This window comes from Burkholderia sp. Ax-1720 (assembly GCF_011753035.1).
GTDB lineage: Bacteria > Pseudomonadota > Gammaproteobacteria > Burkholderiales > Burkholderiaceae > Burkholderia > Burkholderia gladioli.
The window spans coordinates 69,141-84,140 of the sequence record NZ_VWWK01000005.1 but is presented as its reverse complement, the minus strand read 5'-3'; the positions used below and the strand labels follow the sequence as shown (position 1 = coordinate 84,140).

14 protein-coding genes are annotated in these 15,000 nt (G+C 68.6%); 3 read left to right on the top strand and 11 right to left on the bottom strand.

Features of this window, described 5'->3' with window-relative positions; genetic code table 11:
* Nucleotides 1-2 precede the first annotated feature (2 nt).
* The 8 genes from F3J18_RS03130 to F3J18_RS03095 form a co-directional block, all read right to left on the bottom strand.
* The gene (locus F3J18_RS03130; RefSeq protein ID WP_166911308.1) at nt 3-1,787 is read right to left on the bottom strand and encodes a GMC family oxidoreductase; all 1,785 of its coding nucleotides are present in this window, start codon (nt 1,785-1,787) and stop codon (nt 3-5) included.
* A gap of 118 nt (nt 1,788-1,905) precedes the next feature.
* On the bottom strand, nt 1,906-2,667 hold the full coding sequence (locus F3J18_RS03125) for a gluconate 2-dehydrogenase subunit 3 family protein (RefSeq protein ID WP_166911306.1): 762 nt from the start codon (nt 2,665-2,667) through the stop codon (nt 1,906-1,908).
* Nucleotides 2,668-2,695: 28 nt separating this feature from the next.
* Entirely contained in the window at nt 2,696-3,250 is a 555-nt protein-coding gene (locus F3J18_RS03120) for a heme-binding protein (RefSeq protein ID WP_036038759.1), read from the bottom strand.
* 75 nt (nt 3,251-3,325) lie between these two features.
* Complete coding sequence (locus F3J18_RS03115; protein WP_166911304.1) at nt 3,326-4,495, bottom strand: porin; 1,170 nt, start codon at nt 4,493-4,495, stop codon at nt 3,326-3,328.
* 124 nt (nt 4,496-4,619) lie between these two features.
* Nucleotides 4,620-5,375 carry an SDR family NAD(P)-dependent oxidoreductase gene (locus F3J18_RS03110; protein ID WP_025098543.1) on the bottom strand — a complete coding sequence of 252 codons (756 nt, stop codon included), beginning with the start codon at nt 5,373-5,375 and terminating at the stop codon, nt 4,620-4,622.
* On the bottom strand, nt 5,372-6,667 hold the full coding sequence (locus tag F3J18_RS03105; RefSeq protein WP_166911302.1) for an MFS transporter: 1,296 nt from the start codon (nt 6,665-6,667) through the stop codon (nt 5,372-5,374). Before F3J18_RS03105 ends, F3J18_RS03110 begins: the two co-directional genes overlap by 4 nt.
* A 142-nt stretch (nt 6,668-6,809) precedes the next feature.
* A complete protein-coding gene (locus F3J18_RS03100; protein ID WP_166911300.1) occupies nt 6,810-8,108 on the bottom strand; it encodes an MFS transporter in 1,299 nt (432 codons plus the stop codon).
* Between the two features lie 64 nt (nt 8,109-8,172).
* The gene (locus F3J18_RS03095; protein WP_155636777.1) at nt 8,173-8,388 is read right to left on the bottom strand and encodes a hypothetical protein; all 216 of its coding nucleotides are present in this window, start codon (nt 8,386-8,388) and stop codon (nt 8,173-8,175) included.
* Between the two features lie 43 nt (nt 8,389-8,431).
* Here F3J18_RS03095 and F3J18_RS03090 point away from each other — a divergent pair, with 43 nt between their 5' ends.
* Both F3J18_RS03090 and F3J18_RS03085 read left to right on the top strand, forming a co-directional pair.
* On the top strand, nt 8,432-9,124 hold the full coding sequence (locus tag F3J18_RS03090) for an FCD domain-containing protein (protein WP_240155311.1): 693 nt from the start codon (nt 8,432-8,434) through the stop codon (nt 9,122-9,124).
* A 103-nt stretch (nt 9,125-9,227) separates the two neighbouring features.
* Nucleotides 9,228-10,613, top strand: coding sequence for an MmgE/PrpD family protein (locus F3J18_RS03085; RefSeq protein WP_166911298.1), 1,386 nt, complete (start codon nt 9,228-9,230; stop codon nt 10,611-10,613).
* 115 nt (nt 10,614-10,728) lie between these two features.
* Here the strand turns inward: F3J18_RS03085 and F3J18_RS03080 are convergent, their stop codons facing one another.
* The 3 genes from F3J18_RS03080 to F3J18_RS03070 all read right to left on the bottom strand — a co-directional run bounded on the left by F3J18_RS03080 (nt 10,729) and on the right by F3J18_RS03070 (nt 13,952).
* Nucleotides 10,729-12,021 carry an MFS transporter gene (locus F3J18_RS03080; RefSeq protein ID WP_230954765.1) on the bottom strand — a complete coding sequence of 431 codons (1,293 nt, stop codon included), beginning with the start codon at nt 12,019-12,021 and terminating at the stop codon, nt 10,729-10,731.
* Nucleotides 12,022-12,285: 264 nt separating this feature from the next.
* On the bottom strand, nt 12,286-12,717 hold the full coding sequence (locus tag F3J18_RS03075; RefSeq protein WP_013690350.1) for a VOC family protein: 432 nt from the start codon (nt 12,715-12,717) through the stop codon (nt 12,286-12,288).
* Nucleotides 12,718-12,872: 155 nt separating this feature from the next.
* Nucleotides 12,873-13,952 (bottom strand): zinc-binding dehydrogenase, encoded by a 1,080-nt coding sequence (locus F3J18_RS03070; RefSeq protein ID WP_166911296.1) that lies wholly within the window; start codon nt 13,950-13,952, stop codon nt 12,873-12,875.
* Between the two features lie 103 nt (nt 13,953-14,055).
* Here F3J18_RS03070 and F3J18_RS03065 point away from each other — a divergent pair, with 103 nt between their 5' ends.
* Nucleotides 14,056-15,000, top strand: a complete 945-nt coding sequence (locus F3J18_RS03065) for an AraC family transcriptional regulator (RefSeq protein ID WP_025098550.1) — start codon at nt 14,056-14,058, stop codon at nt 14,998-15,000.

Below are 15,000 nucleotides of genomic sequence, written 5' to 3'. Positions count from 1 at the left end.
CCTCAGGCATGGACCAGCGGGCCCGGTTGCTTCAGGTAGGTCTCGCGGATCGCCTTCGCGCTGAAATAGCTCATCGCGCCGAGCGTGGCGGTCGGATTGATGCCGAAGTTCTGCGGAAACATGCTTGCGCCGACCACGAACACGTTCGGCACGTCCCAGCTCTGCAGGTACTTGTTGACCACGCTGTTGTCGGGACGATCGCCGAGCACCGCGCCGCCCGTGGTGTGGGTGCTCTGATAAGGGCCCATGTCGAAGCGGTCGCCCGGCTTGCCGGCGTTGACGGCCACCGTGTGCGGCTTCGGGTTCATCGCACGCGCGACCTCGGCGGCCTTGGCGCTCACGAACTGGGTCATGTGCCCTTCGTTGTCCTTCCAATCGAAGGTCATGCGCAGCAGCGGCAGGCCGTAGGCGTCCTTGTAGGTGGGATCGAGGTCCAGGTAGTTGTCGCGATAGGACATCACCGAGCCTTGCGTCGAGATCGCGAAGGCATGCAGGTAGTGATCCTTGACCGCCTTCTTCCAGCCCGAGCCCCACTTGGGCGTGCCCGGCGGCGTCAGCGCCTGGGCGATCGGGCGGCCGCCCGTCACGGTGGCGAAGGTGATCGCCCCGCCGACGAAGCCCAGCGGCCCGTGGTCGAAGTTGTCGGCGTTGTAGTCGTCGTAGACGATGCCGCCCGAACCCGAGCCGATGAACGGATTGATCATCACCTCGTCGCCGAAGAACGACTGGATCTTGCTGTTGCGCTGGTAGGCGTAGTTCCTGCCGACGGTGCCCTTGCCGCTGACGGGGTCGTAGGGCTGGCCGATGCCGGAGAGCAACAGCAGGCGCACGTTGTGCATCTGGTAGGCGCACAGCACCACCAGCTCGGCGGGCTGCTCGACGCTGCGGCCCTGCGCATCCATGTAGATCACGCCGGTGGCCTTGCGTCCGGTCGAATCGAGCGTGACCTTGACCACCTGCGAACGATCGCGCAATTCGAAATCGGGCTGCTTCATCAGCGCGGGCAGGATGCAGGCCTGCGGCGAGGCCTTCGAATACAGGTAGCAGCCGAACAGCTCGCAATAGCCGCAGAAGTTGCAGGGCCCCATCTGCATGCCGTAGGGATTGGTGTAGGCCTTCGAGGCGATCGAGGCCGGCGTGGGATACGGATGCAGGCCGAGCTCGCGCGAGGCGCGCTCGAACAGTTGCGAGGGATAGGCGGTTGCCAGCGGCGGCAGCGCGTAGTCGCGTGCGCGCGGCGTCTCGAAGGGATTGCCGCCCTCGACGAGCTGCCCGCGGAGGTTGCCGGCCTTGCCCGAGGTGCCGGCCATGTATTCGAAGCGATCGTAGAAGGGCTCGAGTTCCGCGGCGCTCACCGGCCAGTCCTGGATGCTCATCAGCTCCGGAATGAAGGCCTTGCCGTAGCGCGCCTCGTAATGGCTGCGCAGGCGCAGCTCGGCTTCGGGCGCGCGATAGCTGAAGCCGTTCCAGTGCACGCCCGAGCCGCCCACGCCGTCGCCGAACAGGAAGGGGCCGTACTGGCGCAGCGGCAAGGCGGTTTCCTGCGCATTGCGCCGGATCGTGACGGTCTCGCGCGACAGGCTTTGCATCAGGCGGTTGCGCTGCACGTAGGTCAGCTCGTCGGCGATGCGCGGGTAGGCGAAGTCGGGATCGGTGTCGCGCTGCTCGCCGCGCTCCAGCCCCACCACGCGCAGGCCGGCCTCGGCCAGCTCCATGCTCATGATCGAGCCGGTCCAGCCCATGCCGACCACCACGGCATCCACCGGGGGTTTGCGGATATCCGCCATGCTCGTCTCCTTGCGGACCTCTCGCGGTCCTTTGTGATCCTTCGTGATCCTTCGTGGTCCTTGATGGCCCCAACCGCCCTTGCCGTCCTTGCCGGATGGCTTCCACCACGCGACCGGATCAGGTGCCGGCGATCGTCACAGTCCCCAGCGGATAGGCCTTGCCGGGCTGGTCCACCCAGTCGGTGAAGTCGGCGCGCGCGCCGGGAAAGCCGATCATCTTCCAGCTCCCCGCGCCCTTGTTGCCGCCGTGGATCGGGTCGGCGAAATAGCCTTCGCGCGTGTTCTGCCAGAGCAGGCCGACGAAGCGCGCGGCCGAGGTGCTGTCGAATTTCAGCGTGCCCGCGTCCATCGCGTGCAGCAACGCCTCCTGCCGCGCGTGCGACTGCGCCGCGAAGTCCTGGCCGCCGAACTGCGCGCGGCAATGGGCGTCGAGCGCCGCGAGGCCGGTGCGATAGACCTCGCGCGGCGTCATCGGGCTCTGGTAGCCCGACAAGGCCGGCACCTCGTGCACGAAGGGCCCGCGCATGTACCAGTCGGCGGCATGGCCGAAGCCGGTTTCCATCTGGCGGTCGATGAACACGGGCACGTCCAGCTCGAGCGCGCCCGGGCCCTCGGCGTCGGCCGGGATCAGCCGATCGACGGCGGCCTGCAGGCAGCGCCATTCCGCCGGCTTGAAGAACGACGGCTGGTACGGCGCGCCCTCGCCGCCGGCTTCGGTGGCGCCGCCGCCCGGGCTCGATGCGCTCGCCGCGCCATCGTGCGCGCCGCAGGCGCCCAGCCCGCCGGCTACCGGCAGCGCCGCGATCGTCGTGACCAGGAAGCGCCGGCGCGACGGGGCTTGCGGACCCGGCAGGTCGGTCTTTTCGGAAGTCGGGTTCATGGTCTTGGTCCTCCTGGCTGACGGGCGCTCACTTCAGGGCGTCGGCGCCGGCCTTGCAGATGTCGGCATCCTGGTCGCCGCTGCCGCCGCTGCATCCGATCGCGCCCACGATGCGGCCGCCGATCAACAGCGGATAACCGCCGGGCGACGCGGCCAGGGAAGGATCCAGCGTCGACGAGTAGAGATGGCCGCCTTCGTAGGCGTTGTAGAAGGTCCGCGTATCGCGGCGAAAGCGGGCCGCCGTGGAGGCCTTGCGCAAGGCGATCTCCGGCGAGGCATTCTGGGTGTCGTCCATCTTGGCGAACGCGACCAGCGAGCCTGAGGGATCGGTCACCGCGATCGCCTCGGGCCAGCCGTGCCGGGCGGCTTCGGCGCGCGCGGCGTCGAGTGCGCGGCTCGCGTCGGCCAGCGCGATCGGCATGCCGTAAGGCACGTCGAACGGCGAGCGGGCCGGCAAGCCGCCCGCCGAGGGTTGCGAGGCGGGCTGGGCCGCCGGCGTTTGCGCCTGGGCGGCGCCCGAAGCCGCCAGCACGACGGCGAGCGGCGCCAGCGCGCGGAGCATGAGCAAGCGTGATGTCTGCATGAGGTTTCCTGTCGAGACGAGGTGGTTCCAGCGACGCGCCCCGCCCGGGGCGAGGCGCGTCGCTGGCCGGCGATATCAGAATTTGTGGTGGATCGCGACGCGCACCACGGCCTGGTGGTTGTTCGACGAATCGCCCAGCCCGCCGATGTCCGCCACCGCGCGTGCGCCGGTCGAACTGGTGCCGCTCGCCGTCTGGAAGGTGCCGAGCAGATAGACGTCGGTGCGCTTGGACAGCGCATAGTCGAACAGCAGCGAGGCCTGGTTGTAGCTCTGGTCGCCGAGCTCGCCGCGCACCGCGTTGCCCTTCGTGTAGTTGTATTCGAGCGCGGTCGAGAAGGCCGGCGTGAAGCGGTACAGCGCGTTGATTTCGTAGCTGTTGAAGGTGGCGCTCGCGCCGCCGAACGCGCCGATGTTCTGGTAGCGCGTATTCGAATACACCGCGCCGAGCACGGCGGCGCCGAGCCGGTAGCTGCCGCCCACCGCCACGATCTGCAGCGAATTGGCCGGGTTGGTGCCGAGGTAGCCGGAATTGAGCGAGTTGAAGCTGGCGGCCGAGGCGTTGCTGTTAAGGATCGCGCCCGTCGCCGAGGGATTCCTGAAGAACTCGTAGGCGGCGCCCAGGCCGAGCGGCCCCGCCGAATAGTTCACGCCCAGCGTGTAGCCGCTCGACTGCGAGATCTGGCCGGCCACGCCGCCCAGCGTCGCGGTGCCGCCGAACGTCAGGCCGCTGAAGTTCGGGCTCGCGTACTTGACGGTGTTGTTGGCGCGGAAAGTATGGTTGACGTTGTCGAGATCGCCGGGGTGCTCGGTGGTGGAGCCGCCGTAGGCGGCCGCGAATCCGTAGTTGCCCACGTAGTCGTTGACGCTGTCGTACTGGCGGCCGAGGGTGAGCGTGCCGAACCGGCGGCTCGCCAGCCCGACGTAGGCCTGCCGGCCGAAGGCGGTGCCGCCCTGCCCGAACTGGCCGTTGCTGACGTTGAAGCCCGATTCGAGCTGGAAGATCGCCGCCAGGCCGCCGCCCAGTTCCTCGCGGCCCTTGAGGCCCCAGCGGCTGCCCTGGGTGCCGGCGTTCGAGTCGACCGAGAACTGCCGCCCGCCCACGTTACGGCCGTTCACCACGTTCTTCGCGTTGGTATTGAGCATCAGCCCTTCGTCGAGGATGCCGTACAAGGTCACGCTGCTCTGCGCATGGGCGGCTCCTGCCATCAGGCCCAGCGCCGGTAACACCAAGATTGCCTTCTTCATGCCTGTCTCCTGTTGATTCGATTGACGGATTCAACTTTTATTTATCTGCATGCCTAACCAATCCCTTCACGGCGATCCGATCGATCGCCGTTCCTGCCTTGTTCGCCTGCCTGGTTCTTCCGCCCTATCCGAGGAACGCGCCGCCGTTGGCGTGGATCACCTGGCCGGTCATGTACCGGGCCTTGTCGCTGCACAGGAAGCCCACCAGCGCCGCCACCTCCTCGGGCGCGCCGCGCCGCCCGACCAGGGTCTTGCGCTGCCCGTGATGCGCGGGTTCGCTGTCGCCCGCCGCGCCGCCGCGCCGGGTGTCGATGAGGCCCGGCACCACGCAGTTCGCGGTGATGCCGTCCGGCGCCAGGTCGTGCGCGAGCGCGCGCGTCAGGCCCACCAGCCCGGCCTTGGCGGCGATCACGTGGGCGCGCCCGCTCGAGCCCGCGTGGGCCGACATGCCGCCGATATTGACGATCGCCCCCGCCCCGGCCGCGCGCAGATACGGCAAGGCGGCGTGAGCGCAGAGATAGGCGCCGTCCAGGATCACGGCCATCACCTCGCGCCACTGCACCCAGTCGAGCTGCTCGAACGGCACCTCGCGGCGCAGCGCGGCGTTGTTGACCAGCAGGTCGATGCGGCCGAACCGCCGTGCCGCGGCCTCCATCAGCGATTGCGCGCCCTGCGGCGTGCTCACGTCGGCCAGCTCCACGGCCGCGCGCCCGCCCGCCGCCTCGATCTCGCGGACCACGCCCGCGGCCTCGTCGAAGGAACTGCGCGCGTTGACCACCACGGTGACGCCCGCCGACGCCAGCTCCAGCGCGATGGCGCGTCCGATGTTGCGCGCGGCGCCGGTGACCACGGCGACGCGTTCGCGCGTGACTGCATTCATGACTGTGCTCCCAGGGTTTCAGAACGATTGGACGGTTGGCGGCTGGCGTCGACCGGCCGGTCCGGCCGGATCCAGAACGCCAGCGCGCTGCCGATCAGGAGCAGCCCGATCGACATGATGAACGGCAGGCGGTAGCTGCCCGTGAGATCGGTGACGATGCCGAAGGCCAGCGGCGAGACGATCGCGGCCAGCCCGGCGGCCGTGCTCACGAAGCCGCTGGCGACGCCGGCGAAGGCCGGCGCGACGTCCATCGGCACCGCCCAGATCGGCCCTTCCGTCGCTTCCAGGCAGAACAGCGCGGCGGCCAGGCACACCGCGATGAGGGTCGGGTCCTGCACGAAGAACACACCCGACAGGAACACCAGCGAGCCGAGAAAGCCGAACACGATCACGTTGCGCCGCGCGCGGTTGAGATCGCCGGTGCGCCGGTAGATCGCGTCGGTGAGCAGGCCGCCGGCGGTGTCGCCGATCACGCCCGCGAGGAACACGCCCGAGGTGAACAGCGCCGAATGCTTGAGCTCGATCCCGTATTGCCCGACGAAGAAGCTCGGCAGCCAGCTCAGGTAGAGCCACAGGGTCCAGGCGTGGCAGAAGAACACCAGCGTCACCGGCATGATGCGGCGCGCCAGCGGCCACCACGGCACGGGCGTGCGATGACGCGGCCCCGCGTAGGGCGGCAAGGCGTCGAGTTCCGTCTGCGTCACGCCGCGGTGCGTGCGCGGGTCGTCGCGGAAATACAGCCACCAGGCGGCCACCCAGGCCAGGCTCAGGCAACCGAGCACGACGAAGGCGCCGCGCCAGCCCAGCAGCGGAATCATCGCGACCACCAGCGGCGGCGTGATGGCCGCGGCCGCGCGCGCCGAGGAATGCGTGAAGCCCTGCGCGAAACCGCGCCGCACGCCCGGCACCCAGTTGGTCATGGCGCGCGTGGCGTTGGGGATGGTGCCGGCCTCGCCGAGCCCGACGCACATGCGCGCGAACACCAGCGAACCGAGCCCGCCGACCATGCCCGTGCCGATGGTGCCGATCGCCCAGAGCAGCCCCGAGATCGCCAGCATGCGGCGCGGCCCGATGCGGTCGCCCAGGTAGCCGTTGATGATCTGGAAGGTGGCGTAGCAATAGCCGAAGGCCGACAGCGCCACGCCCAGCTCCGTGTTGCTCAGGTGCAGGTTCTGCTTGAGCAGCGGCGCGGCCACCGACAGGTTCACCCGGTCGATGTACTCGATGAAATACATCAGGCAGAGCAGCATGAAGACGCGGCCTGTCGCGCCCCTGAAAATGGTCGTCTTCATCGTGCCCGGTTCCTTCCAATGCCACACTGCATGTCTGTCTCCGTGATGCGCGGGTCGTCAGCCGGCCCGTCGTGGGGGAATTGCTGGATCGTGGACGTGCCGCGTGCCTGCCTGTGGCCAGGCTCGGCGCGGCAGCGCCGGATCAGGTCCGCAGGCGCCGGCCCGCCGTTTCCGGGGCGAGGAACACCAGCGGCAGGCCCACCAGGTAGATCGCCGAGACCAGCGTGATGGCCAGCGGATACGACCTGAACGCCGCCGCCAGCGCGCCGACCAGCACCGGGCCGACCGCGCCGACGATGCGTCCGAAACTGAAGGCGAAACCGGAGCCGAGCGCGCGCAGCATGGTCGGGAACATTTCCGGCAGCCAGATCGTGTAGAGGGAGAACACCCCGCTGGTGAAGAAGCCGAGCAAGGGCAGCATGCACATGAAGAGCGCCAGGCTCTTCAGCGTCATGACCAGCAGGCCGTAGGCGAGCATGTTGCACACCGCGGCGCCGGTGAAGAAGAACGCGGCCGCGCGGCGGCGCGTGGCGAAGACGCGCACGATCCACGGCATGCCGGCGCAGCCGGCCAGCGTGCCGACGCTCATGATCAAGCCGCTCAGCGAGCCGAGATGCTGCGCCGCCTGCGCCGACTCGCCCTGCGCGGCCTGCCAGGTCGACACCAGGGTGGGAATCCAGAAGGTCGAGGACCAGAGCCCGAAGATCAGGCAGGTCATCATCAGCGCGGCGCACCAGGTGGTGCGCGCGCGCCCCTTGCCGAACAGCTCGCGCCACGGCGCCAGCGGCGCGCCGCTGTCCCGCTGCTCGCGCCAGCGCGGCGATTCGGGCACGCCGGCGCGCAGCCACACGGTGAGCAGCGCGGGCGCCGCGCCGATCAGGAACAGCGCGCGCCAGCCGAAATGCGGCAGCACGAACAGCGCGGTGAGGGAGGCCAGCAGGAAGCCGATCGGCGTGCCGGTATGCAGCCAGCCCGACAGGCGTTCGCGCAGGTGCTCGGGCACCGACTCCTGCAGCAGCGGCGCGCCCGCCGCCCACTCGCCGCCGATGCCGAAGCCGGTAAGGAAGCGGAACGCCGCGAACGACACGATGCCCGGCGCCAGGCCGCAAGCGCCGGTGAAGATCGAGTAGATGAGAATGGTCGCGCACATGGCGGGCACCCGGCCGAAGCGGTCGGCGCACCAGCCCCACAGCATCGAGCAGGCCCAGCCGAGCATGAACAGGCTGAACATCAGGCCGCCGAAGCGCGCGATGTGCGCGTGATCCGCGGGATAGCCGCTGGCGGGCAGCAGGTCCGTCAGGGCCGCGACGATCACGTAGATATAGATCGCGTTGTCGAAACCATCGAGGGTCCACCCCGCCCAGGTCGCGAAGAACACGCGATACGGGCGCGCAGCATGGACCGCCTGGGCGGCGGACCGGTCTTCTGCACTGGCGAGCATTCCGTCTCCTGTCTGCTCGAACGCCGCATGCCCTGTTGCCTGGCGGGATGCCGCGCCTTTCGTCTCATGGAGGCTGACGGTCGCTAGCGCGCTCCATCGCCTTTTTTGCATTACGCATATTGTCGACAATCTTGAGGGGCGCACGATCGGCTGACTGTGTGCCGCTCCGAATGTCTTGAGTTTCCGCGTTGCCGGAAGTATATTGTCGACAATCTTCAATGCGCAAGCTTTCCTGTAAAATTTCTTCCCGTTCTCTTTCCTCCTCGGGTCCGTCCGTCATGCAACGCGCCGCCAATTCGCTTGAACTCCTCCGCTCCGTCACCTTGTCGGGCCTCGTGCAGGACGAAATCCTGCGCCGCATCAGGACCGGCGAGCTGCAGGCGGGGATGAAGCTCAACGAGATGGATCTCGCCGAACATCTGAGGATCAGCCGCAGCCCGGTGCGCGAGGCGTTCCGCGCCCTGGAGGAAGCCGGGCTGGTCTGGCTGGAGAAGAATCGCGGCGTGTATATCCGCGAGATCTCCGATACCGAGGCGGCCGAGTTGTACGAGGTACGCGCGGGCCTGGACGAAATGGCGGGCCGTCGCCTCGCTCCCGTCATCACCGATGGAGAGCTCGCGGAACTGCGCGGCATGCTCGACCGGCTCGAGGCCAGCTCGAAGGAAGGCGAGCTGAACGATTACTTCTCGCTGAACATCGCCTTCCACGATCGCCTGGTGGAGCTGGCCGGCAATGCCACCATGCTCGCGCTCTACCGCCAGGTCATCAATCGCATGCACCTGCTGCGCCGACGCGGTTTTTCGCTGACCGGCAGCTCGCAGGCCTCGCACGACGAACACCGCAAGATTCTCGAAGCCCTCGCCTCGCGCGATCCCGACGCGGTCGCGCGCACCATGCGCGAGCACGTCGAGGCCGGTTATCGGCGCGCGAACTGCGCGGGCGCGGCCGGCGACGCGGCCCAGCCCGGCGCCGACCTGCTCAACAGCACCCCGGCCGGCAGCGGGCAGCCGCGCTAGGCCTCGCGCGGGGCGCCTGCCTTCGGTCAGGCGAGGTGCCCCGCACATGACGCATCACGCATCACCGATCTTTCCGCAAGTCCTGACTGGAGCGAAACACCCGATGAACACGAGTCATCCGGAAGTAAAAATAAGCATTGCTGATCAACTCGGTGCGTGGATCGCCTCGATCGATGCCGCCCGCCTGCCCCCGAACGCCGTGGAAACGTCCCGGCTGCTGCTGCTCGACGTGGTGGGCCTGTGCATCGCCGGGCGTGGCGAGCCGTATATCGGCGCGACGCTGGCCGCCACCGATCGCGCGGGCGCCTGCACGGCGCTCGGCCACGCGGGCGGCCTGAGCGCCTTCGATGCCGCGCTCGTCAACGGCACCGCGGCGCATGGCGAGGATTACGACGACACCTTCGAAGGCGGCCCGGTTCATTCGGGCGCCGTGGTGGTGCCCGCCGTGCTCGCCGCCTGCGAGCGCGAGGGGCTGGACGGCGACGCCCTGCTGCGCGGCATCGCGGTCGGCGCGGAGCTGATGTGCCGGCTCTCGCTGGTCGCGCCGCGCGCGATCCACTCGGCGGGTTTTCATCCCACCGCCGTGATCGGCGCGCTGGCTGCAGCCGCCGGCGTGGCAGCCGCACTGCGGCTCGACGCGCGGGCCGCCACCTCGGCGCTCGGCATCGCCGGCAGCATGGCTTCGGGGATCATCGAATATCTCGCGGAAGGCACCTCCACCAAGCGCATGCACGCAGGCTGGGCGGCGCAATCGGGGATTCGCGCGGCCTTGATGGCGCGCGCCGGCTTCGACGGCCCGCGCACGGTGCTGGAAGGCACGCACGGCTTCTTCAAGGCCTTCGCGCCCTCGCGCACGCCCGATTTCGTGCCGGTGCTCGACCAGCTCGGCGAACGCTGGATCATGGAGACGATCGCCTTCAAGCCCTATGCCTGCGGGACCATGACGCAACCCTATATCGACTGCGCGATCGCGCTGGCCGAGCGCGGCGTGCAGGCCGCGCAGATCCGCGAAATCGTCTGCGATGTCGGTGAAGGCACGGTCCATCGGCTGTGGGAGGAACTGGCGGTGAAGCATCGCCCGCCCACCGCCTATGCCGCGAAATTCAGCACGCCGTTCTGCATGGCGGTAGGCTTCTTCGACCGCAAGGCCGGCTTCGAGCAGTTCACCGAAGCGCGCATTCGTGATGCCGCCGTGCTCGAGCTGGCCGGGAAGATCCGCTACCGGATCGATCCCGAGAACGAGTATCCGAAGAACTTCACGGGGCATCTGCGCGCCGTGCTGGCCGACGGCAGCGTGCACGAGATTCGCCAGCCGCACATGCGCGGCGGCGCCCGCGAACCGCTCTCGAAGGACGAGCTGGGCGCCAAGTTCCTCGACAACCTGCGCTACGGCGGCTGGGAAACCGAGCGCGCCGAGTTCGCGCGCGCCTGGTGCGAGGCCGCCTTCACCTACGCCGGGTTCGACAGTCTCTCGGCCTTCCGCCAGTAAACACCAAACGCGCCGCCGTCCTCCGACCGCGGCGCGTTTTCCTTTATCGAGGCGATGGCCCGTTCGATGACGGGCCACCCTTGCCTACCCTCCCCGCTGCATCACACCTCGCCGCTCAGGATGCATCGAGCTGCGGCGCGAGCCCGGCCGGCTGCTGCGCGCTGTCCCGGCTGCCACGCTCGCCGAGATAGGGACGATCGGGACGAATCCAGTTCGCGGCGATCGGCCCGAGCACCAGGAAGAAGATCGACAGCGCGAACACCGGCTCCCAGGAGTGCAGCGCGTCGACCAGCCAGCCGACCAGCGGCGGCGACACCGAGGCGGCCAGCCCCAGGCCGGTATTCATGATGCTGCTGGAGGTCGCCGCGTGATTCGGCGCGAGATCCATCGCCACCGCCCACAGGGGCGCCGTCACCAGTTCCGACAGGAACAGCGCCGCGGCCAGCGAGAAGCCGGCCATGGTGGCCGAGGGATGCAGGAACATCGGGATGAAGAAGACGATCGGCGCGAGAAAGCCGATCGTGATCATGATCTGCCGCGAGCGCCGGATATTGCCGGTGCGCTTGAGCAGCAGGTCGCTCAGCGAGCCGCCCAGCGTGGTGCCCACCACCCCGCTCAGGAAGATGCCCGAGCTGAAGATCGCCGAGTGGCGGATGTTCAGGTGATAGGCCTGCGCGAAGAACGAGGGCATCCAGTTCAGGAAGAACCAAAGGATCCAGCCATGGCAGAAGCTCACCACCGTGGCCGGCCACAGCGCGCGCAGCAGCGGCGACCAGCGCATCGGCACGCGTGTCTTGCCGAGCTTCGCGGGCAGGCGCGCGAGTTCCTCGGCGCTGATCGCGGGATGGTCGGCGGGGTTGTCGCGGTAGTACCAGACCCACAGCACCACCCAGGCCAGGCTGGCCAGGCCGAGTATCACGAAGGCGGCATGCCACGAGAAGGCGGCGATCAGGCCCGCCACCAGGATCGGCGTCGAGGCGTTGCCCAGGCGCGCGCAGGCATGCGTGACGCCCTGCGCGAAGCCGCGTTGATCGGGCTTCATCCAGCCGGTGAGCGCGCGCGCCGAGGCCGGCACGATCGGGCTCTCGCCGAGGCCCACCACGAAGCGCGCCAGCAGCAGCGTCGTGAAGCCGCCGGCGAGGCCGGTCAGCAAGGTACCGAGCCCCCACAGCACGCCGCAGATCGCCAGCATCTTGCGCGCGCCGAGCCGGTCGCCGATGAAGCCGCCGGGAATCATCGCCAGCGCGTAGGTGATCGCGAACGCGGAAAACACCAGCCCGAGCTGGGTATTGCTGAGGACCAGGTCGCGCCGGATCGCGAGCGCGGCGGTGGAAATATTGGTGCGGTCCACGTACATCAGGAAGGACATGATGCACAGCACGATCAAGACGCCATGGGTGGCGCTCAACCGTCTCGTGGGGCGAGAGGAAGCCATCGTCTGTCTCCATGCGCGCCGTTTCTGGAAGGCGCGTCGTTGGACTGCCTGTACCCGCGCCTGGCGCCTCGCCGCCGAGTGCTCCGTGTTCGCCTCGTCGACCTCGGGCCTTGCCTCGCGGGCCTGTCGTGCTGCGCATGTCGCCCTTGCTTCGCTGCCGGACGACCTGGACCTGCTCGCCTGCCTGCTGCCGCCCATGATGATGCAACGGCGGCAAGGCAGGCGAAAAAACGCTGCTTACTCGAGCACTTCGCCGTGCACGCCGGCCGCGAGCGTTTCCTTCTCCCAGCGCTTCATCGGCACCACTTCGGCCACCGGCCCGTTGGGCGAGCGGAACTTGACGGGCAGGTGCCCCGGCGCGGTGAGGATCTCGCCGCCATTGGCCTTGATCTGCTCGATGAAGGCCTCGAGGTCCTCCACTTCCATGCCGATGTGGTGGATGCAGGGCGCCGGGCCGGCGAAGTCCGCCTCGTCCGAGTTCGACGATTCGTAATGGATCAGGGTCAGGTCCATGTAGCCGTCGGTCATGTGATACGAAAGGTGGTCGCCGTTCTTGCCCTTGCGACGCACCGTGTTGACGTGCTTGTAGCCAAACACGTTCTCGTAGAAGGCGCGTTCGCGCTCGACGTCCTCGACCTTGAACGCGATGTGCTTGATGAAATTCGGCATCGATGTCTCCTCTGGGTGGATGGCGCGCGAACCTGTCGTGCGATGAGGCCAGTCTAGGAGACTCGCATGCGAACGTCAATCGAATCATTCGAATGATTCGATATTCATTCGGTGCCCCGGGAAAACCCCGGGACAGCCCTCGCCCACCTCGAAACTCAGGCCTGATGGTCGATCACGATGCATTCGGACGCCGTCGCGCCGGCCGCCGCATCGATCGCCGCCGGCAACTGGGCCAGCGGAAAATCGATCGCGCGGATCGCGTCGGACGGCAGCAGCCCCGAGCCGATCAGCGTCAGCAAGCGCCGATAGGCATCGCGCGGATACATGAACTGGCCGAGGATCTCCCAGCCGTTCATCATCACCTCCGTGTACGGCAGGGGCAGCGGCACCGCCATGGTGCCCATCAGCACCAGGCGGCCGCCAAAGGCCAGGCTGCGCAGGCTGGCCAGCGTCAGGTTCGGATCGCGCGCATTGCCGACCATGTCGAAGCCGAGCTGGATGCCGGCGCCCTGCGCGGCGGCGCGCAAGGCGGCCACGTCGCCCGCCATCTCGCCGGTGGCGGCGACCGGCGTCACGCGAGCACCGGCTTCCCGCGCGAGGTGCTGCAGCTTGCTCGCGTCGCGACCGAAGGCGATCACGCGCGCCGCGCCCATCGCCAGCGCGAGCCGCACCGCGGCCGATCCGTAAGCGCCAGTCGCACCCGATATCAGCACCGTTTCGCCGGCCGCGAGCCGGCCCTTGAGCAGGCCGCCGTAAGGCACCGTGTAACGCATGCTGGTGGCGAGCGCGCGGGCGTCCAGATCCGGCACTGCATCGGCCGGCGTCACGGCCGATGCGGGCAGCAGCGCGTATTCGGCCAGCGTGCCGTCTGGCCAGTCCTGCTGCATGCGCAGGCCCGCGTCGTTCACGGTCGTGACACCGAGCAGCATCTGCGCCGGATCGACGACGTTCTCCGGCGCGACCAGATGCGGCGAGATCACCACGCGCTGCCCAGCCTGCAGATGCCAAACCCCGGCGCCCACCGCGTGGATCGTGCCGACGCCGTTGCCGCCCGGCACGAAGGGCCGCGCCGGCGCCCGATAGACGGGCAGCCTGCCCTCGACGTAATCACGCATGTAGGACATCAGCACCGAACACTGCATGCGCACCACCACGCTGCCGGGCCGCGCCTCGGGCACGGGACGATCGACGAGCGTGAGGGCGCCGCCGAGGCGATCGAGTTGCCAGGCTTTCATGGGTTTCTCCTTTTGATGACTGAATGGACAGCCACCATGATCCCCGCCTCAATCGGTTGTTTGTATAATCCCCCGGTCGATATTCCTATTCATTCGTACATTCATGGATGCCTTGTCGGAAGTGCTGTCGATGCTGCGCGTCTCCAGTGCGCTGTCCTCGCGTTTCGAGGGACGCGGCGCCTGGGCCTTTCATTTCCCTGCTTACCAGCACGTGAAATTCGGCTCGGTGCTGCAGGGCAGCCTTCATCTGTGGATGGTCGGCGAGACGCGGCGCTACCGCATGGAGGAAGGCGATTTCTACCTGCTGACCGACGGCGCGAGCTTCTGCGCGGCCAGCGACCCGAGCCGCGAGACCCTCGACGGCCCGCTCCACTATCGCGCCGCGCGCGGCCCCGATGGCGTGGTGCGCTGGCAAGGCCCGGGCGAGCTGCCGCTGGTCAGCCTCGCGAGCGGGCGTTTCACCTTCGAGAACGAACTGTCGGCGCTGCTGCTCGCGCACCTGCCGCCGCTGATCCATCTGCGCGCGGCCGACGTGGCCTCGCACGCGCTCGGCCACGTGCTCGCGCTGATGCGCGCCGAAACGGAGGGAGAGATGCCGGGCTCGGATGTCGCCAAGGGCAGCCTGGCCACCCTGGTGCTGGTGCACGCGCTGCGCACCTACCTGGCCACCAGCGAGGCGCCGGCCGGCTGGCTCGGCGCGCTGGCCGACGCGCGCATCGGCCGCGCGCTGTCGCGCATGCACGCGGCGCCCGGCGAGCGCTGGACCGTCGACACGCTGGCCGGCGAGGTGGGCATGTCGCGCACCGCCTTCGCGCAACGGTTCCGCCAGCGCGTGGGCAGCGCGCCGCTCGAATACCTGCAGGCCTGGCGGATGTCGCTGGCGATGACGGCGCTGGCCGACACCGACGAACCGCTCGCGCGGATCGCCGAGCGCGTCGGTTATCTGTCGGATACGGCCTTCAGCATCGCGTTCAAGCGCAGCACGGGGGAAAGCCCGGGGCGTTATCGCAGCGCGCGACGCGGGCAGGAGGGGGCGCGGGCTGCTTGA